The sequence below is a fragment of the Halorhabdus rudnickae genome, assembly GCF_900880625.1.
Lineage (GTDB): Archaea > Halobacteriota > Halobacteria > Halobacteriales > Haloarculaceae > Halorhabdus > Halorhabdus rudnickae.
On the sequence record NZ_CAAHFB010000001.1, the window covers coordinates 2,127,707 to 2,145,544 of the forward strand.

The 17,838-nt window shown below is 63.3% G+C and carries 16 protein-coding genes, 1 tRNA gene and 1 pseudogene; 14 read left to right on the forward strand and 4 right to left on the reverse strand.

Translation table 11 applies throughout. The annotated features are described in order from the left end of the window. Positions 1 to 43: 43 nt before the first annotated feature. The 6 genes from BN2694_RS10635 (at position 44) to BN2694_RS10660 (ending at position 8,672) form a co-directional block, all read left to right on the forward strand. Positions 44 to 1,054: an ABC transporter permease gene (locus BN2694_RS10635; RefSeq protein WP_135665023.1), complete on the forward strand. Its 1,011-nt coding sequence runs from the start codon at positions 44 to 46 to the stop codon at positions 1,052 to 1,054. Then, positions 1,041 to 2,264, forward strand: coding sequence for an ABC transporter permease (locus BN2694_RS10640; RefSeq protein WP_244605401.1), 1,224 nt, complete (start codon positions 1,041 to 1,043; stop codon positions 2,262 to 2,264). The genes BN2694_RS10635 and BN2694_RS10640 overlap by 14 nt, the downstream gene beginning before the upstream one ends. After that, positions 2,261 to 4,483 carry an ABC transporter ATP-binding protein gene (locus BN2694_RS10645; protein WP_210408941.1) on the forward strand — a complete coding sequence of 741 codons (2,223 nt, stop codon included), beginning with the start codon at positions 2,261 to 2,263 and terminating at the stop codon, positions 4,481 to 4,483. Before BN2694_RS10640 ends, BN2694_RS10645 begins: the two co-directional genes overlap by 4 nt. 144 nt (positions 4,484 to 4,627) lie before the next feature. Next, a complete protein-coding gene (locus BN2694_RS10650) occupies positions 4,628 to 4,840 on the forward strand; it encodes a hypothetical protein (protein ID WP_135665026.1) in 213 nt (70 codons plus the stop codon). Between the two features lie 57 nt (positions 4,841 to 4,897). Further along, positions 4,898 to 5,950, forward strand: coding sequence for a TrmB family transcriptional regulator (locus tag BN2694_RS10655; RefSeq protein WP_135665029.1), 1,053 nt, complete (start codon positions 4,898 to 4,900; stop codon positions 5,948 to 5,950). Between the two features lie 34 nt (positions 5,951 to 5,984). Then, on the forward strand, positions 5,985 to 8,672 hold the full coding sequence (locus BN2694_RS10660; protein ID WP_135665032.1) for a glycoside hydrolase family 31 protein: 2,688 nt from the start codon (positions 5,985 to 5,987) through the stop codon (positions 8,670 to 8,672). A 67-nt stretch (positions 8,673 to 8,739) separates the two neighbouring features. Here the strand turns inward: BN2694_RS10660 and BN2694_RS10665 are convergent, their stop codons facing one another. Continuing rightward, a complete protein-coding gene (locus BN2694_RS10665) occupies positions 8,740 to 9,018 on the reverse strand; it encodes a pro-sigmaK processing inhibitor BofA family protein (RefSeq protein WP_135665035.1) in 279 nt (92 codons plus the stop codon). A gap of 82 nt (positions 9,019 to 9,100) precedes the next feature. Here BN2694_RS10665 and BN2694_RS10670 point away from each other — a divergent pair. After that, a tRNA-Pro gene (locus tag BN2694_RS10670) sits at positions 9,101 to 9,173 on the forward strand. 558 nt (positions 9,174 to 9,731) lie between these two features. Here the strand turns inward: BN2694_RS10670 and BN2694_RS10675 are convergent. Together BN2694_RS10675 and BN2694_RS10680 are read right to left on the reverse strand one after the other, a co-directional pair. Then, entirely contained in the window at positions 9,732 to 9,977 is a 246-nt protein-coding gene (locus tag BN2694_RS10675; RefSeq protein WP_135665038.1) for a ferredoxin, read from the reverse strand. Between the two features lie 67 nt (positions 9,978 to 10,044). Further along, positions 10,045 to 10,302, reverse strand: a complete 258-nt coding sequence (locus BN2694_RS10680; RefSeq protein WP_135665041.1) for a hypothetical protein — start codon at positions 10,300 to 10,302, stop codon at positions 10,045 to 10,047. A 103-nt stretch (positions 10,303 to 10,405) separates the two neighbouring features. Between BN2694_RS10680 and BN2694_RS10685 the strand changes: the two genes are divergently transcribed. From BN2694_RS10685 to cgi121, 3 genes are all read left to right on the forward strand, one after another. Beyond that, positions 10,406 to 11,197, forward strand: coding sequence for a zinc ribbon domain-containing protein (locus BN2694_RS10685; protein WP_135665045.1), 792 nt, complete (start codon positions 10,406 to 10,408; stop codon positions 11,195 to 11,197). A gap of 78 nt (positions 11,198 to 11,275) precedes the next feature. After that, on the forward strand, positions 11,276 to 13,738 hold the full coding sequence (locus BN2694_RS10690; protein WP_135665048.1) for an ATP-dependent DNA helicase: 2,463 nt from the start codon (positions 11,276 to 11,278) through the stop codon (positions 13,736 to 13,738). Between the two features lie 16 nt (positions 13,739 to 13,754). Next, on the forward strand, positions 13,755 to 14,291 hold the full coding sequence (gene cgi121, locus BN2694_RS10695; RefSeq protein ID WP_135665051.1) for a KEOPS complex subunit Cgi121: 537 nt from the start codon (positions 13,755 to 13,757) through the stop codon (positions 14,289 to 14,291). A 14-nt stretch (positions 14,292 to 14,305) separates the two neighbouring features. On the opposite strand, the pseudogene BN2694_RS10700 reads toward cgi121, so the two are convergent. Then, a pseudogene (locus BN2694_RS10700) lies at positions 14,306 to 14,767 on the reverse strand (MaoC family dehydratase); the annotation flags it as partial. A gap of 241 nt (positions 14,768 to 15,008) precedes the next feature. On the opposite strand from BN2694_RS10700, the gene BN2694_RS10705 reads away from it, so the two are divergent. The 4 genes from BN2694_RS10705 to phaC are packed head-to-tail and all read left to right on the forward strand — an operon-like array spanning position 15,009 to position 17,818. Next, the gene (locus BN2694_RS10705) at positions 15,009 to 15,299 is read left to right on the forward strand and encodes an AbrB/MazE/SpoVT family DNA-binding domain-containing protein (RefSeq protein WP_135665058.1); all 291 of its coding nucleotides are present in this window, start codon (positions 15,009 to 15,011) and stop codon (positions 15,297 to 15,299) included. Positions 15,300 to 15,301: 2 nt separating this feature from the next. Continuing rightward, complete coding sequence (locus BN2694_RS10710; protein ID WP_135665060.1) at positions 15,302 to 15,853, forward strand: hypothetical protein; 552 nt, start codon at positions 15,302 to 15,304, stop codon at positions 15,851 to 15,853. Positions 15,854 to 15,896: 43 nt separating this feature from the next. Continuing rightward, the gene (locus BN2694_RS10715; RefSeq protein WP_135665062.1) at positions 15,897 to 16,445 is read left to right on the forward strand and encodes a poly(R)-hydroxyalkanoic acid synthase subunit PhaE; all 549 of its coding nucleotides are present in this window, start codon (positions 15,897 to 15,899) and stop codon (positions 16,443 to 16,445) included. A 5-nt stretch (positions 16,446 to 16,450) separates the two neighbouring features. Further along, positions 16,451 to 17,818, forward strand: coding sequence for a class III poly(R)-hydroxyalkanoic acid synthase subunit PhaC (phaC, locus tag BN2694_RS10720; RefSeq protein ID WP_135665065.1), 1,368 nt, complete (start codon positions 16,451 to 16,453; stop codon positions 17,816 to 17,818). Positions 17,819 to 17,838: the final 20 nt, after the last annotated feature.

Below are 17,838 nucleotides of genomic sequence, written 5' to 3' on the forward strand. Positions count from 1 at the left end.
GACCACCACCAACACCTTCCACCGATTTCGTCATCCGATTACCATGAATTACGTACTCAAACGCCTCGGCCAATCCGTCCTTACGGTCTTCGTCGTGGTGTCGTTCAGTTTCGCCTTGATCAGACTCCTGCCCGGGGGACCAATGGACTACCTGCGCGCCAAGATCATCGAACAGGGCGGCAGCGACCTCTCCCAGGAGGCCATCAACATGCGGATCGAGGCCCAGACGGGGATCACCGCGGACAAACCGATACACGTCCAGTACATCGATTATATGACGGGGCTGCTCCAGGGCGACTTCGGCCGCTCGGTCTGGTTCGGCGACCCCGTTGCCAGCATCATCGGTCCGGCCGTCCCGTGGACCATCTTCCTGACGGGAACAGCGCTGTTCTTGGGGTTTATTGTCGGGATCTCGCTGGGCGCCTTCATGGCGTATACGGAAGGGTCGCGGTTCGATGTCGGTGCGACCGGCGTCGGCCTGTTTCTGAACTCGACGCCCAACTACGTCGTCGCCTTGCTGGGACTGACGTTCCTGGGCTACCAGCTGGAACTGTTCCCGACCGGCGGGCGCTACGCTTCGGAGCTCACCGTGGGGTTCAATCTCCCGTTCATCCTGAGTGTACTCCATCACGGTGCCCTGCCGATCCTTTCGATGGCGATCGTCGCCTTCGGTGGGTGGGCACTGAACATGCGGGGCAACTCCATCCGGATCCTCGGGGAGGACTTCCTCCGTGTGGCCCGGCTCCGGGGACTCACGACCCGCCGGATCGCGATCCGCTACGTCGCCCGCAACGCTATTCTGCCGATGTACACCGGCCTGATGATCGCCATCGGGACCGCCTTCGGCGGTGCAATCATCATCGAGAACATCTTCGCCTACCCCGGGGTCGGTTTCTACATGATCCAGTCGATCAACTCCCGGGATTACCCGCTGATGATGGGCGCGTTCATCCTCATCACCGTGGCGATGGTCATCGGCATCACCGTCGCCGACCTGACCTACGGCTGGATCGACCCGCGGGCCAGAGGAGGTGGTTCGCGTGAGTCCTACTGACGACGAACCGACTGCAACTTCCGGGAGCCCACGCTCGGACGGGGCGGCCGACGACCCGCTCGTCGACGCCGTCGGCGGCGACGCGACGCTTCCGGCCGACGCCCCGGATCGGTCGCCGATCACTGGCCACGACCGTCGTAGACGGGCCGCGACTGACGGCGGCGCGCCGGTATCGGAGTTTGAGCAGACGGCCGGGTTCACGATGAGTAAGGGCGAACGGCGCCGGCAGTGGCTCGACGAGAAGCTCTTCGCCCCGGCCCGTATCGTCTGGAGCGACTGGCGAGCGCGTACGGGTCTGATCGTCGTTACCTTCTACCTGCTGATGGGGATCGTCGGTCCGCACGTCGTCGCCGAACCGACCCAGAACCAGGGGCCGCGGCTCCTGGGTGCGTTCCGGATACTCGAGCACCCGCTCGGGACGACCGCCTCGGGCGTGGACCTGCTCTCACAGACGGTCCACGCGACGCCGGCAATGCTGTTGATGCTCTCTTCGGGTGCCGTCTTCTCGGTCATCCTCGGCACAGCGATCGGCACCGTGAGCGGCTACAAGGGTGGCCGCTTCGACAGTATCGCGATGACGATCAACGACATGGCGATGACGATCCCGGGGCTCCCGCTGACGATCGTGCTGGCGTCGGTCCTGCAGATCGAGGGCCATCCTATCGTCATCGGGATCCTCATCACCATCAACGCCTGGGCCGGCCTGGCGCGGGCGATCCGTTCGCAGGTGTTGACTCTGCGGGAGTCCGAGTACGTCGAGGCCTCCCGGATCATGGGGATCTCCACGCCGAAGATCGTCCTCGGGGATATCGTTCCAAACCTGATGCCGTACATCACGATGAACTTCGTCCAGCAGGCCCGGGCCGTGATCTTCGGCTCGGTCGGGCTGTACTTCCTGGGGGTGTTGCCCTACACCAGCACGAACTGGGGCGTCATGATGGACGCCGCCGTCCACCGTGCCGGGGCGACCTCCTCGCTGCTCGCCATCCACTGGCTGTTGGTCCCGATGTTCACCGTCATCGGACTCGCACTGGGACTGACGCTACTCGCCCAGGGCGCCGATCGCATCTTCAACCCCCGCGTTCGGGCGCGACACGCCGAGACGATCGAGGGCGATGGTGACGACGGCGACGGCGATCCCGGTGGCGGTTCCTCGTCATCGGACGCGCTTGGGATTGGACAACAGGATCAGGGAGTTGGCATGTCATGATCGAAGAGCAAACTGCGATGGCCGGCGAATCGAACGATCCGATCATCGAAGCGCGTAACGTCAGCGTCACGTACGACCTCGAAAACCAAGACGCGATGGTGCTCGACGACGTAGACGTCGACCTTCGCCGGGAGGAGGTACTGGGCGTCGTCGGCGAGTCCGGCTCGGGCAAGTCGATGCTCGCAAACAGCATGATGAACGCCGTCCAGCAGCCCGGGATCACCACCGGCGAGATTCGCTACTATCCGGAACCGGACGCTGACCCGGTCCACGTCCTGGAGTTGGACGACGAGGAACTGCGTTCGCTGCGCTGGGAAGAGATCTCGATGGTGTTCCAGGGCGCGCTGTCGTCGTTCAATCCGACGCTGACGATCGGTGGGCACTTCGAGGAGACCCTGAAAGCCCACGATTACGATGTCGAGGAAGGGATGGAACGGGCCCGGCAGCTCCTTTCGGACCTTTACCTCGAACCCGACCGCGTCCTCCAATCGTACGCCCACGAATTGAGCGGCGGGATGAGCCAGCGGGCACTGATCGCGCTGTCGCTGGTCCTCGAACCGAAGGTCCTGCTCATGGACGAGCCGACTGGGGCGCTGGACCTCCTGATGCAGCGATCGATCCTGAGTCTCCTCGAAGACCTCAAGGAGAAATACGATCTCACCCTGCTGTTCATCACGCACGACCTTCCGCTGGTCGCGGGCGTGGCCGACCGGCTGGCGATTCTGTATGCGTTCGAACTCGCCGAGGTTGGCCCTAGCGAGCAGGTTGTCCGGCAGTCCAGACACCCCTATACCCGAGCGTTGCTGAAGGCGGTCCCGAACCTGGACGCGCCACTAGAGACGATGAAACCAATCGGCGGGACGGCGCCGAATCCGGCCCACGTCCCGGATGGCTGTCACTACGCGCCGCGGTGTCCGCTGGCGACCGAAGAGTGCCACACCCAGGATCCGCCGTGGTACGATGTCGCCGACGACCAGCGATCGGCGTGCTTCCACTACGACGAGGCCGCCGATACCGTCCCGTTCGACGTGACGGAGACGGGGCTGGCCGAGTTGGCTGAACAAGAGGACACTCCGGCCGACGGTTGGACGATGGACGAGGACGACGACGTCGTCATGTCCCTAGACGACGTCTCAGTCCACTTCGAACAGAACGAGGGGCTGATCAGTTCGATGTTCGGCGAGTCCCAGCCGGTACGTGCAGTCGACGACGTCACTCTGGATATCCGCGAGAACGACGTCATCGCGCTGGTCGGTGAGAGTGGCTGTGGGAAGACGACGCTTGGTAAGACTGTCATCGGCGTCCAGCGACCGACCCACGGCTCGGTCTCCTACCGCGGGCAGGACGTCTGGGACGCCAAGGACGGCCGTGGCGATGTCGAGATTCCCCACGACGAAATCAGGCGGACGTTACAGATCATCCACCAAGATCCGGGATCGGCACTCAACCCGAACAAGAAGGTCTTGACGAGTCTGGAAGCGCCACTCAAAAAGTGGGAACCGGACATGTCGGTCGAGGACCGCCGCGCACGGATCTTCGGGTTGCTCGACCGCGTCGGGATGCAACCCCCCCAGGACTACGCCCATCGGTTCCCCCACCAACTCTCCGGTGGAGAACAACAGCGGGTCGCCCTCGTCCGGGCGCTGTTGATGAACCCGGACGTCATCCTGGCCGACGAGGCTGTCTCGGCGCTGGATGTCTCCCTGCGCGTCGAGACGATGGACCTCCTGCTCGAACTCCAGGCCGAGTTCAACACTTCCTTCGTGTTTATCTCGCATACGCTGTCGAACGCCCGGTATCTTGCGGAGAAGGCCGACGGCCGGATCGGGATCATGTACCTTGGAGAGATCGTCGAGATCGGTCCGCCCGAAGAGGTACTTGGCGATCCCCAACATCCCTATACGAAGGTATTACGCTGGGCGACCGCCGATCTCGATCCGAGTGCCCAAGAGATCGAGGACCCGCCGGTGCGGTCGATCGACATCCCCGACCCGGTCGATCCGCCAGAAGGCTGTCGATTCCACACGCGGTGTCCGGAGGCACGCGAGATCTGCAAACGGGAAGAGCCTGCCCTCGACAACGACGAGTCCGTGCGAGACACCAGAGCGGCGGCCTGTTTCCGGACCGACGAAGACCACGACTACTGGGACAGTGAACCCTTGCCCATCGAGGAACCCAGCGCCGAGGCCGAGCCGGCGACAGCCGAGGTGGACGACTGAAATGTTCCAGGGGACGCCGGGCCACAGAGCGCTCGATTGCATCTTTCAGCCCGACTCGTCCCGACGGCTTCCCCGCCGGCGAGACGCTTCCGACACGTCCATCGTATCCTCGGGCAAGACAATGGCCCACTGGGTGATCGACACGTGACGGATATTCGCCGGGCGTTCTTCGTTGCCAGCGTGGTCCTGTTGGTCTTTCTGGCCTTCTCGGTGCCGACGATCGAGCCGGGCACCGCGACGTTCGTGATCACGATCATCACCGCTTGTATGCTGTCGGTGGTGCTCGTCGGCTCGGCGATCATGATCTACGTCGACTGGGACCCCTTCGAGGAGATCATCCAGAACGGGCGTTCCTGACGGCACCGGCCGAACGGAATGAAAACCCATTCATTGTTACATTCCAAGTGTGATACAATGGTTCAATCGTCATCATCGAACGAGACTGATATCCGAGATGAGCTTTCGGTCTTCGGGTTCTCCGAGACGGAGATCGATACGTATCTCGCGATCCTTGCCCAGGATGCGACGACGACCCGGACGATCGCCGAAGAGGCGGACGTCACCCAGCGGGCGGTCTACAACATCGCCGAGCGACTCGAGAACCGTGGGGTGGTCCAGGTCAACGAGCACGCTTCTCCGACCACGATCCGGGCATTCCCGCCCGCCGAAGCGATCGAGAACCTCTCTGAACGGCTCGAATCGATCCAACCCAAACTCGAGGAGACGTACAACGAAACGACGACCGAGTCCCCGGAGATTCAGGTCGTCAGGTCCCGTGAAACGGCGATCAAACACGTCCGTGAGGCGATCGCTACCGCCGAACACGAGGTCGCTCTCACTATCCCCGTAAACCTCTTCGCCGAGTTCAAATCCGAGTTGCGGGCCGCCAAAGAACGCGACGTATTCGTCCTCCTGTTGCTCGTCGACTCCACTGATCCCGTTCCCGAGGAGTTTGCCGGCCTCGCCGACGCCGTCCGATACTGGGACGAACAGCTCCCGGTATTGTACACGACCGACGACACCGACGCGATGATCGGCGATTCGACCGTCGTTACCGGGCCACACGGCAAGGAACACGTCGTTGACGTTTCGGAGGAGAATCTCGCTGGATCCATATTCAGCGTCTTCATCGGCACGTACTGGCCCTCCTCGGAGGTCCTCTACGAGACGGACCCGGATCCACTGCCTCGCACGTTCGAGTGGTTTCGGGATGCGACGTTCCAGGCCACGTTACACGAGCGCGAGGGCCTGACGCTCCACGCGGAGGTCGACACTGATCAGGGCGAACACGTCTCGGGGACGGTCACGGAGGTCAATCAGCAGTTCCTCGAACCAAGGAACGGCTCGTTCCCCCTCCAGAACAGCATCGTGATCGAGACAGACCGGGGTTCGGTCAGCCTCGGCGGTCCTGGTGCATTCCTCGAGGACTACGAGATTGAGTCGATCACGCTCTCGACAGAGCGTTGAGACACGTCGAAACACCACCACACACTACATCACAATGACTCAGAGACCGAACGATCGATCTGACGGATTGGCAGACAGACACGTCCCCGACTTCCAACCGGTTGCCTCCGAGGCCGCGACAATCCACGGACCGAACGTCCGTATCACGGTTCTGACGCCTCGGGTCCTCCGGCTGGAGTACGATCCGACGGAAACTTTCGAGGATCGACCGAGTCAGTTGGTCTGGTATCGCGACCAGCCGGTTCCGGACTTCGAGGTCACCCGAGACGAGGATCGACTCGTCGTCGAGACCGACACAGTGGAACTCGAATACGACCACGGAACCGAGGAGGGCTTCACCGGCGAGACGCTGTCGGTCGAACTCGCTGACGGAACCGTCTGGACGTACGGCGACGAAAACGAGGGCAACCTCGGCGGTGCGTTGCGGACGGTCGACCAGGTCGACGGTGCTGCTCCCCTGGAGGACGGACTCGCCTCCCGAGAGGGCTGGGCCGTCGTCGACGACACCGACCGGCTGGTCTTCGGCGAGGACGGCTGGGTACAACCCCGCGACGCGCCCGAGGGATACGAGGATCTGTATTTCTTCGGCGACGGCACCGATTACCAGGCTCGCCTGACGGACTTCCGGTCGATCACGGGCGAGGTCCCGATGATCCCGCGGTGGGCGCTTGGCAACTGGTGGAGTCGCTACTGGGAGTATTCCCAGACGGAACTCCGCGGCGTCGTCGAGGAGTTCCAACAGCGAGACATTCCGCTGTCGGTCGCCGTGATCGACATGGACTGGCACGTCGTCGAGAACGACTACCACGACGGCTGGACTGGCTGGACCTGGAACGACGAGTACTTCCCCGATCCGGCCGGGTTCGTCGAGTGGCTCCACGACAACGATATCCGGACGACGCTTAACCTCCACCCAGCCGAGGGCGTCCATCCTCACGAGGCCCAGTACGAGGACTTCGCGACGTTCATGGGGATCGATCCGGACAGCGAGGAACCGGTCGAGTTCGACGCGAGCGATCCCGAATTCCTTCGTGGGTACTTCGACCACCTGATCGACCCGATGGAAGACGAGGAGGGCATCGACTTCTGGTGGCTCGACTGGCAGCAGTGGGAGGAGTCCCCGGAGATGGACGGGCTGGACCCGCTATGGGCACTGAACCACCTGCACTCGCTTGACCGGACGCGGACGGACAAGCGTCCGTTCATCTTCTCGCGGTGGCCCGGCCTGGGCGGGCACCGCTATCCGATCGGTTTCTCCGGAGACGCCTACATTAGCTGGGAGTCTCTCCGCTTCCAGCCCCACCTGACGGCCACCTCGGCCAACGTCGCCTACGGCTGGTGGAGTCACGACATCGGCGGGCACATGGGTGGGGAAGGTGATTCCCGGGAGTTCGCTGAACTCTATGCCCGGTGGACCCAGTTCGGTTCGCTCTCGCCGATCAACCGCATCCACACGACGAAACATCGCTTCGTCGATAAGCGCCCCTGGGAATTCGACGGTGCGATCTCCGAAACCCTCGAGGACGCGCTGACGCTACGTCACGAACTGATTCCCTATCTCTACACGATGGCGTGGCGCGATCACACCGAGAGCGTCCCCCTCGTCCGGCCGATGTACTACCACCACCCGGACGCCCAAGCGGCCTACGAGACCGTCCACCAGTACTACTTCGGCAGTGAGTTGCTCGCCGCGCCACACCTCAGTGAGCGCGACGACGAGACGAACCTGGCACGTCGCTCGGTCTGGCTCCCGGCGGGCGAGTGGTTCGACTTCTTTACCGGAGAGTATCATGAGGGCGAACGGTGGCTCGCTCGCTACGGCGACCTCGACGATCTCCCGGTCTACGCCAAGGCGGGCGCGATCGTCCCGATGGACGCCGACGCGAGCGGCGACGCCGACACCCCCGAGCGCCTGCGGATCGTCGCCTTTCCGGGGGCGGACAATACCTTCGAACTCTACGAGGACGACGGGACCACGATGGCCCACCGCGACGGTGCCTTCGCGAGCACCGAACTCGTCCAGACGTTCGACGGCGATCGGCTGACCTTCGAGATCGACGGAGCCGACGGTGATCTCTCGGCCCTCCCGGACGAGCGTGAGTACGAACTCGTGTTCCGCGGAGTCACGGAACCGGCGAGCGTCGACATCGAAGCCCCGGTCGACTATGAGACGGACTACCGAACCGACGAGGCCACACTCGAGGTCACGTTCGATCCCGTCGCGATCGAGACGGGGTTGACGGTCGATGTCGAAGCTGCCGAGGAGTCGCTGGTCGATCGTCGGGATCGGACGAGCGAGCACATCGAGGACCTCCTGTGGTCCTTCAAGACCCACGTCACTGTGAAGGAGTCTATCTTCGAGGACTTCGAACCCGACGGCATCGAATGGCTGGCAGACTACGTCCGACCGCTTACCACTGCCCAGCTGCGGGCGCTCGCCGAGACGATCACCGGGGCCGGCGTCGACTTGCTCGATCACGACGGAAACGAGCGGCTCGTCGTCTGGAATCCCGACGACGCGCCGGTATCCTATCGGTTCAGCGCCTGGGACTGGTCGGACGAACCGATCTGGGGCACGTCCGAGTCCCAGCGTGGAGATTCCCCTCCGTTTACGGTCTTCGACGTCACTGATCCGGCGGTAGAAGGCGAGGTCCGGCTCGATTACGACGACGTGTTTGCAGCCACCGCGGTGAGTTCGGCGCCCGACGAGCCCGAGAACTGACCGACGAACGCGATTCTCGATGTCTCGTTTCTGCTTGCTGCCCAGCGAAATCAGTCTCAACCCCGCCTTAGAGCAGGACGACCATTGCCCCGGGGACGAACGCGACATCCAGTACTGACAGCAAGATCACGAGGATCGCACCTGGCAGGCCACCGACGGCGACGATCAATACCACTAGTGGTGTGATCGCTACACTCACTCCGAGGAACATCTCGACCAGTACGAGCACGACGAGACCGACGATCGCGTTCCAGATGAAGGGCTTGACCGCCTTGATGATCCAGTAAGCGCCGAGGACGGCCCCAAGGACGACCAGCAGTATCCCGACTTCAAGAAGTGTTACCATATGACAACTTCGCTTCGGGGTGGCATGTGCTTTCTGGCCGGAACGAAACGCTTTACCTCGCGTCGTCGTAAATGGGTGATACGGGACCGTGGGGTAGCTTGGTATCCTTGCGGCCTTGGGTGCCGTTGACCTCGGTTCAAATCCGAGCGGTCCCATTTTGCGTGGCGCGAGCATACTCGCGAGCGCCCGCAAACCGAAAAGCGAGGATTTGAATCAGACGAGTCGCGCGCAGCGATAGCGAGCACGTCTCGGCGTGGTTCACAATCCGAGCGGTCCCACTATACCACCTTTTTACTGCGGGAGGTCGCACAGCGACCCCCATCTGCTCACGGACGCGGAGCGTCCGTTCGCACGGTCAGCGGGACCTTCGGTCCCGCTCGACTTGCAAAAAGCTGGACCAAAAACATCTGCTCGCGGGCCGTTGGCCCGCTCGCAGTGTTCTCGTGAGCGAAGCGCCCCGTGGAGCGTTAGCGAACGAGAGCTCGCCAGAGCTCTGCTCTGACGGTGAAACGCACTCGCCTTGCGAGCGCGAATGCTTGGGAAACGACGTTTGATAGTTCGACCTCTCGGCAAGCGGGCTATGTTCCTCTCGCAGCCGAGCGTAGCGAAGAGACTGCTCGTGAGCGGACATTGGGGCCGCCCAGTGGTTATCGATACTGCACTTGACGGGCCTCACACGGTGTATACCGGACTTCGGGGGCAAGGACGTCTCTTCACGGAACCAGTTGCTCGCCATCGTCGTCGTAGACGGCGATTGCGTCGACGGGACAGGTTCGTGCGGCGAACTTCGCGTCGAGTTCGTCGCTTTCGGGGACCTCCAGCGTGATGACGCCGTCGTCGCTCTCTTCCCCACCGTCGAGAACGGCCTTGCCGGCTCCCTCGTCGCGTTCGAAGGCGTTGTACTCGGCGACGCACTGGAACATCCCGATGCAGGTGTCACGGTCGAATTCGATGTGCATACCGGCGATTCGGCGGAAGCAGTGAAATGTGTGACGGCGCGGCCCGTCAAACACCCTCAGATGGCGCTCAGGCCAAGACGGTCGCCCTCGACTCGAACAGGAGCCACTCGCCGCCGTACGAGAGCCCCATCGCCGGGTCACCGCTACCGGTGTCGGTCCCATTGTCCTCGTTGCTGTCGTCGCGCGTCTCGTTGCTGACTTCGGCGTACTGGTCGTGCTCGAAATCGTCTGATTCAGCGACGGAGTAGTTCGTCCCACAACCAGCTGAACCAATCGACATCGATTCGCCTGGATGTCGCTGGATGCCCGTCTCCACACGTGTCACGTGGCGGAGTTGCGATACGGTACGGCCAAGATTCGTCTCCGTCGAACGCCCTCATGACAAATCCCACACTTTTTTACTCTTACCTTGATAGCTGTCTGTCACTATGGTGGAGTGTCCGGCGTGTGGCGCGCCAGTGGGGGAACAGCACCAGTTCTGTCGACAGTGTGGGGCGTCGTTGGGAGGAGAACAGCCTGGCGGACAGCAGGCCCCAGCGCACGGCCAGCCTGGTGCGGGACAGTCCCAGTCCAGTCAACAGGGCCGTCCCGCCCAGACGCCCGCCGAGGGGGGCCGACAACCGCCTGCCCAGAACGCTCGCCAGGGTGAGGCTGGCTCCCCTCACGGGTCCGGGACTGCTCGCCCACCCAGAGGGGGCCAGGGATCCGAGCTTACCCGCCGCAAACTGTTGATGTACGGTGGGGTTGGGGCGCTGGCTCTCGGCGGCGGTGGCGTCCTGGCGAGTAATGTCCTGCTTGGCCCCGATTGTAGCGGACCAATGGGATCCGTCCGGTGTTTCTTTCATGCACTGAACAAGGAGAACACCGAACGGGCGAAGGAGCTGACCCACTCCGAGAAGCGAAACCAGTTCGACGAGATGATGCAGGGGAACTTTCAGGAGTTGATCGATATGGCTATGCAGATGTACGGTGAGGAGGAACTCCAAAGCGACGAGAGCGGCCCGTCGATCAACTCTTCGATCGAGGAACTTACCCTCGAAAGCGGTGGCGGAGACGGCGACGAGACGGCGACCGTCGTTGCGGACCTGTCCTACGAAATCCCGATGGTTGAGCAGAGCGGATCGTATACGGCGACGGTCGACCTTCGAATGGAGGATGGCGACTGGAAGGTCTGGGCGATCGACTACCAGTTCGATGTGTTTTCGGGAATGGGTGGGTAGACGCGCGAACAGATGGGCAATCGACTGCCCAGGCCGCGAGCGAACCCTTAAACCGGGGGACGACCCTACCACCTCTCAATGGACGTCGCGGACATTCCGGGGGTACCCGGGTGGTTGCCCGAGCACCTTCGCGAGGACGGGATCGAGGAACTGTATCCACCGCAGGCCGAGGCCGTCGAGCGGGGCGTCACCGATGGAGCCAATCTGGTGGCGAGCGTTCCCACAGCCAGCGGGAAGACTCTCATCGCAGAACTCGCGATGTTTTCGGCGATCACGGACGGGAAGGACGACGAAACGGCCACTGACGGCACCGCGCTCTATATCGTCCCGTTGCGGGCGCTGGCCAGCGAGAAACGTGCGGAGTTCGAGCAGTTCGAGGCGTACGGCCTGGAGGTCGGCGTCTCGACGGGGAACTACGAGAGCGACGGGGGCTGGCTCGCCGACAAAGACGTCGTCGTTGCCACCAGCGAGAAGGTCGATTCCCTCGTGCGAAACGATGCGCCCTGGATCGCCGACCTGGACTGCGTGGTGGCCGACGAGGTCCACCTGGTCGACGACGGCCAGCGTGGCCCGACCCTGGAGGTGACCCTCGCCAAGTTGCGAAAGCGGAATCCGGATCTCCAAACTGTCGCGCTGTCGGCAACCATCGGCAACGCCGACGCACTGGCTGAGTGGTTGGATGCCGAACTCGTCGATTCGACGTGGCGGCCTATCGACCTGAAGAAAGGGGTCCACTACGGGCAGGCCCTCCACCTCGAAGATGGCAGCCAGAAGCGCCTGCCCGTGCGGGACAGCGAAAAACAGACCGCGGCTATCGTTCGGGACACCCTGGAAGACGACGGTTCGACCCTGGTGTTCGTCAACTCTCGCCGGAACGCCGAAGCGGCCGCCCGACGACTCGCCTCGACGACCGAGCCACATCTCGACGGCGTCGAGCGTGATCGGCTCGCAGAGATCGCGACGGAGATCCGCGAGGTCAGTGATACCGAGACCAGCGATGACCTGGCCGACGCTGTCGAGGGGGGAGCGGCGTTCCACCACGCCGGTCTCTCCCGTGAACACCGCTCGCTCGTCGAGGACGCCTTCCAGGAGCGACTGGTGAAAGTCATCGCCGCGACGCCCACGCTGGCGGCCGGCGTCAACACTCCCTCGCGTCGCGTCGTGGTCCGGGACTGGCGACGCTACGACGGGACTGCCGGCGGGATGCAACCTCTCTCGGTTCTGGAAGTCCACCAGATGATGGGCCGGGCCGGCCGCCCCGGCCTGGATCCCTACGGGGAGGCACTGCTGCTGGCGAGCAGCCACGACGAACTCGACGAACTGTTCGAGCGCTACGTCTGGGCCGATCCCGAACCGGTCCGGTCGAAACTCGCTGCCGAACCGGCCCTCCGGACGCATATCCTCTCGACGGTGGCGTCTGGCTTTGCCAACTCCCGAGCGGGGTTGCTGGACTTTCTGGAAGCCACGCTGTACGCCAGCCAGACGACCGAAGGCGGTCGTCTGGAGACGGTCGTCGACGAGGTGATCGCCTATTTGGAGGCCAACGACTTTCTCACGCGTGAGGAGAACGAAGATGGGACGCTGCGGGCCACCTCGCTCGGTCAGACCGTCTCGCGGCTGTATCTCGATCCGATGAGCGCGGCGGAGATGCTCGACGGACTCCGCGAGTTCGAGCGGACGGCCGGGCAGCGAGCGACCTCGCCACACGACGGAGAGGCGACAGCGGGTGACGAGCCGCCGGGCTTCGAGACGGCCAGCGAACTGGCTGCCGAGGCGGATGGGACCGAAAACAGCGAGGGGACAGACGCCATTCCGGACCCGACCGCGATGGGGCTGTATCACCTCGTCTCCCGGACGCCGGACATGTACGAGTTGTACCTCCGCTCTGGCGACGAGGAGGAGTACACGATGGAGGCCTACGAGCGCGAGGAGGAGTTCCTCGGGGCGATACCAAGCGAGTTCGAAGAGGGGCGTTTCGAAGATTGGCTGTCGGCGCTGAAGACGGCCAGACTCCTCGAAGACTGGGCTGATGAGGTCGAAGAAGGGACGATCACCGAACGGTACGGCGTCGGCCCGGGTGACATCCGCGGAAAGGTCGAAACGGCGAGCTGGCTGCTCAACGCTGCCGAGCGACTGGCCGGCGAGGTCGGCCTGGACGTGACGCCAGCGATCCGGGAGGCTCGCGTCCGGGTCGAACACGGCGTCCGGGCGGAACTGGTCGACCTCGCAGGCGTGCGCGGCGTCGGGCGAAAGCGCGCCCGGCGACTGTTCGCGGCCGGGATCGAGTCCCGTGAAGACCTCCGTGAAGCCGAGAAAGGCGTCGTGCTGGGAGCGTTGCGCGGGCGGGAGAAGACCGCCCAGAACGTCCTGGAGAACGCCGGCCATCGTGACCCCTCGATGAACGGGGTGACGCCAGTCGAACCCGATGGCACTCCCTCGGCAGCTGGCGATAGCCAGACTGCCGCAAACGGCGCTGGATCCGGCCAGCGGGACGGCGACGAGGACGGCCCGGCCGACCAGTCTAGTCTGGGTGACTTCTGATGGAGGTCGATTTCTGATGGAAGTCGTCGAAGGGACACTCCGGATCGACGATCTGGACGAGTTCCTCGAGCGACTTGCGGCAATCGGAGACGACCATCGAGTGGCCGTTCAGGCGTTCGACGCGCGGTACGTCGCCGGACGCGAGCACCTCCGGCGGGCCGGTGAACTGGCTGACCGCGCGCACGCACGCGAGGAGATGATCGCACGCGATCCGGCGGTAGAACTGTTACTGTACGCGGCTGGTCGCCGCCAGATCCAGGATGCCCTGACGATGGGCGTTTCTCGAGGCGAGCAGCCGGCTGTCGTCGTCTGTCACGCGGTAGGTGGCCGCCAGAGTGAGAACGGTGACGACAGCACGACCGAACGCGAGCGGGCGGCCTGCGAGGTCGTCGAGGCGATGGAGTGTTTCGAACCAGCCGGGCTGCTCAATGCGTCCGACTCCGAACTGATCGCTGAATTCTTCGACGTGACCGACGCTGAGCGAGAGGCGACGGATGCGACGCTGACGGATCTCGTTCTCGAACGCGTCGCGATGCTCGTCGTCGAGAAGTAGCGAGCCCCCTGTCTTCAGGGCTCTTCGTCGATCAGGACGACTGCTTCGCCGTCGATGACTGCCTCGTCGTCGACGAGGACCTGCGTCGAGAGCCGAAACCTCTCTCCTTCGAGGGTATCAACCACCTCGACTTCCGCAGTGGCCCGGTCACCGATACGGACGGGTCCCTTGAACTCGAAGTCCTGGGAGAGGTAAACGACTGTCCCGGGGAAACGGGCCAGGGCGGCGCTAATGAGGCCACCGACGAGCATGCCGTGGGCGATACGACCGCCAAAGCGCGTCTCTGCGGCGTAATCGTCCTCGAGGTGGAGGGGGTTGGTGTCGCCGCTGGCTTCGGCGAAGCTGGTCACGTCGTCGTCGCTGATTTCCTTGCTAAAGGTGACGCGATCGCCGACGTCGACTGCGCCGCTGTCCTCGACCGTGCGTTCCCACTCCCACTCCGGGAGATCCGTCCCGCCTTCGAGTGTCGTATTTGGGTCGTTGCTCATTGCGTTGGTCGGTTCGACGGCCCGCTACTAAACTGTGGGTGACGTGAGCGAAAGCGTCGTTCCGTCTTGTCGATCCGCTGGCTGGCGTCGAACCGATTTCACTTCCCGGAGTATAGTCGTCTCTTGAGCCGTCCGTACCGGACTGTTCCACTTCCTATGCCATTTGATGGTACTCAATGGTATTGAGGGGAAAGCTTATGTACCTGTAGGAAGTATGTATAGTTGACCGATGACAGACGAGGATGACGGCTTTCCATGGCCGCCCGCGATGTTCACGGAAGCGAGCGAGCAGGCGCTCGAACAACAGCAGGATTTCCTCCGCCGAATGATGGGCGGAGGGGCAGCCGGGATGGACATGAACCAGCTCGGGACGATGAGTCAGTTGGCGACGTTCAAGACCCGTGTGCAGAGCGGCGGCCGGATTTCCATTCCTGACGCCGAGCGTGAGGCGCTGGACATCGAGGAAGGCGACATCGTCCAGGCCGTCGTCCTGCCGGTCAAACGTAACCGGAGTGAATAACCATGGCAGACTACACCACACCCGTCACGACCGCATTCGAAGCACAGCGCGCGACCATCGAACAGAGCCAGAAGGCTCTCGAACAGGGCGTCGAGTTCCACAAGCGGATGAACGAAGTCGTTCTCGGTAGCCTCGAGAGTCAGGAGTCCGTCCAGCGCCGGGGCGTCGAGCTGAGCCAGACGGCGATCCACACGTACCTCGACACGCTCGAATCGAGCGTCCCCGGCGTCGAGCCGGCCGTCGAGGAGCTGCGGAGTACCGCCGACGAGCAGTTCGAGTTCCTGCTGGAAAATCATGCCGAAGCCTTCGATATTGCCGAAGAAGAGCTCGGTGAGGGCGTCGATGTCTACGACGAGATGACCGCCGACTCCCTCGATGCGCTTGACGAGCAGATCTCGATGCTGATCGAGGCCCACGAGGATCTCGAGACCCAGTCAGTCGACGCCGTTGAGGGCATGGCCGACCAGGTCGAGGACCTCCAGGCCCAGGTCGAGGAAGTCAGCGAGCAGATTCAGGACGTCCAGGATCAGGCCGCCGAGGCCGTCGAAGCCTGAACGAGTACGTAGTTTTTTCTCCCACGCGCACACGTGATAAACCATGAGCGACAAGAACGCGGACATCGGGGCGGAGTACAGTGAGATGATCGAGGAAATGAACGAGGCCGTCGCGGAGTCCATCGAGCAGAACATGAAAGCCCAGGCAGCGTTCGTCGAGTCCTGGACCGAGGCGATGTCGGATTCGATGGTCGAGGAGAACGAACTCGCCGAGGGGACTGAAGGGTACAACCAGGCGACGGAAGTCTGGATGGACGCCGCCGAGCGGATGTTCGAGCGTTCCGCTGACGCAGCCCAGGGCGAGGAGATCGACCCCACCGAGTTCCGGGACATCTGGCTGCAGTCGGCCAACGAGGCCGCAAAGGAGATCATGGGTACCAGCGCCTTCGCGGCGGCCAACGGCCAGCTCATCCAGTCGATGCTCGATATGCGCCAGCAGGCCGACGACGTGGGCCAAGAGACCATCGCCGAACTCGGCTTCCCCACGCGCGATGACGTAGACGAGGTCGGCGAGCGCCTGGTCGAACTCGAGCGTCGCCAGCACGAAGTCGAGGAGAAACTCGACCGGATCCTCGAGGCCATAGAGGAGTGATTACGATGGCCGACCCACTGAGTGCCGCGCTGGACGTCCAGCGCCGGGCCCTCGAGGAGATGCAAGAGGCCGGCGAGACCGTCCAGGTGCTCGACGAGCGCCTCGAGACCATGGCCGACGTCGAGGTGGGGCAGACCCCCGCCGATGTCGTCTACGAGGAGAACAAACTCGAACTCCTCCACTACGATCCCGAGGCGGCTGGCATCGACGTTCCCGAAGACGAACGCGAGGACGTTCCGATCCTGATCGTCTACGCGCTGATCAACAAGCCCTACATTCTCGATCTCCAGCCGAACCGTTCGGTCGTGCGTCGCCTGCTGGAAGCGGGTCATGACGTCTACCTGATCGACTGGAACGAGCCGTCGCGCCTCGACCAGCACCTGACGCTTGAGGACTACGTCGATCGCTACATCGACAACTGCGTCGACGTGGTGCGGGAGCGCTCGAGTCAGGGCGCTATCAACATCCTGGGGTACTGCATGGGCGGAACGATGAGCGTGATGTACAGTGCCCTCCACCCGGCGAAGGTCAACACCCTCGGGTTGATGGCGACCGGGCTGTACTTCGAGGAGTCGGGCGGCGTCCTCGAGCGGTGGGGCGACGAGGAGTACTACGATCCCCAAAACGTGATCGAGACGTTCGGGAACGTTCCCTCGGAGTTCTTAGACGAGGGCTTTGCCCTCATGGACCCGGTTGACAACTACGTCACCAAGTACGTCCGCTTCGCCGAGAATATCGACAACGAGGACTTCGTGAAGAACTTCGCGCGGATGGAGCAGTGGCTCGAGGAGGGTGTCGACGTCGCCGGCGCGACCTACGCGCAGTTCCTCGAGGACATCTATCAGGGCAACAAGCTCTACGAGAACGAGCTGTATCTCGGCAATCAGCACGTCGACATCGGCAACATCGACATGCCGGTCCTGCAGATCGTCGGGGAGTACGACCACCTCGTCCCGCCGTCAGCGAGCAAGCCATTCAACGACGTCATCCCCAGTGAAGACACGGGGATTATCGAGTACTCGACGGGTCACGTCGGTATGGCCGTCTCCTCGAGCACCCACGAGGATGTCTGGCCCCAGGTCGCCGAGTGGTTCAGCGAGCGCTCGCAGGTAGCTGTGGGAGAAGACGAGGCCGAATCGGTCGACTCGCAGGATACTGAAGCGACAGAACCGGAGGACGCCGAGGTTGACACGACCGAGGGGTCCCCCGACGTCGCGACGGTCGACGGCATCGGCCCAACGTACGCCCAGCGGCTCCGCGAGGCGGGTATCCAGACGGTCGAGGACCTTGCCGAGTCCGATCCTGAGACGGTCGCCGAGGTTGCCGAGGCCCCGGCTGGCCGCGTCGAGGACTGGTTCGGCGCGCTCGAGTGACGGACTGGTCGTCGCGACAG

Bases quoted from the DNA above. Each gene is read 5' to 3' on its own strand.
- BN2694_RS10635 (WP_135665023.1), top strand. From the start codon at position 44: ATGAATTACGTACTCAAACGCCTCGGCCAATCCGTCCTTACGGTCTTC.
- BN2694_RS10645 (WP_210408941.1), top strand. From the start codon at position 2,261: ATGATCGAAGAGCAAACTGCGATGGCCGGCGAATCGAACGATCCGATC.
- BN2694_RS10655 (WP_135665029.1), top strand. From the start codon at position 4,898: ATGGTTCAATCGTCATCATCGAACGAGACTGATATCCGAGATGAGCTT.
- BN2694_RS10660 (WP_135665032.1), top strand. From the start codon at position 5,985: ATGACTCAGAGACCGAACGATCGATCTGACGGATTGGCAGACAGACAC.
- BN2694_RS10665 (WP_135665035.1), bottom strand. From the start codon at position 9,018: ATGGTAACACTTCTTGAAGTCGGGATACTGCTGGTCGTCCTTGGGGCC.
- BN2694_RS10675 (WP_135665038.1), bottom strand. From the start codon at position 9,977: ATGCACATCGAATTCGACCGTGACACCTGCATCGGGATGTTCCAGTGC.
- BN2694_RS10685 (WP_135665045.1), top strand. From the start codon at position 10,406: ATGGTGGAGTGTCCGGCGTGTGGCGCGCCAGTGGGGGAACAGCACCAG.
- BN2694_RS10690 (WP_135665048.1), top strand. From the start codon at position 11,276: ATGGACGTCGCGGACATTCCGGGGGTACCCGGGTGGTTGCCCGAGCAC.
- cgi121 (WP_135665051.1), top strand. From the start codon at position 13,755: ATGGAAGTCGTCGAAGGGACACTCCGGATCGACGATCTGGACGAGTTC.
- BN2694_RS10705 (WP_135665058.1), top strand. From the start codon at position 15,009: ATGACAGACGAGGATGACGGCTTTCCATGGCCGCCCGCGATGTTCACG.
- BN2694_RS10710 (WP_135665060.1), top strand. From the start codon at position 15,302: ATGGCAGACTACACCACACCCGTCACGACCGCATTCGAAGCACAGCGC.
- BN2694_RS10715 (WP_135665062.1), top strand. From the start codon at position 15,897: ATGAGCGACAAGAACGCGGACATCGGGGCGGAGTACAGTGAGATGATC.
- phaC (WP_135665065.1), top strand. From the start codon at position 16,451: ATGGCCGACCCACTGAGTGCCGCGCTGGACGTCCAGCGCCGGGCCCTC.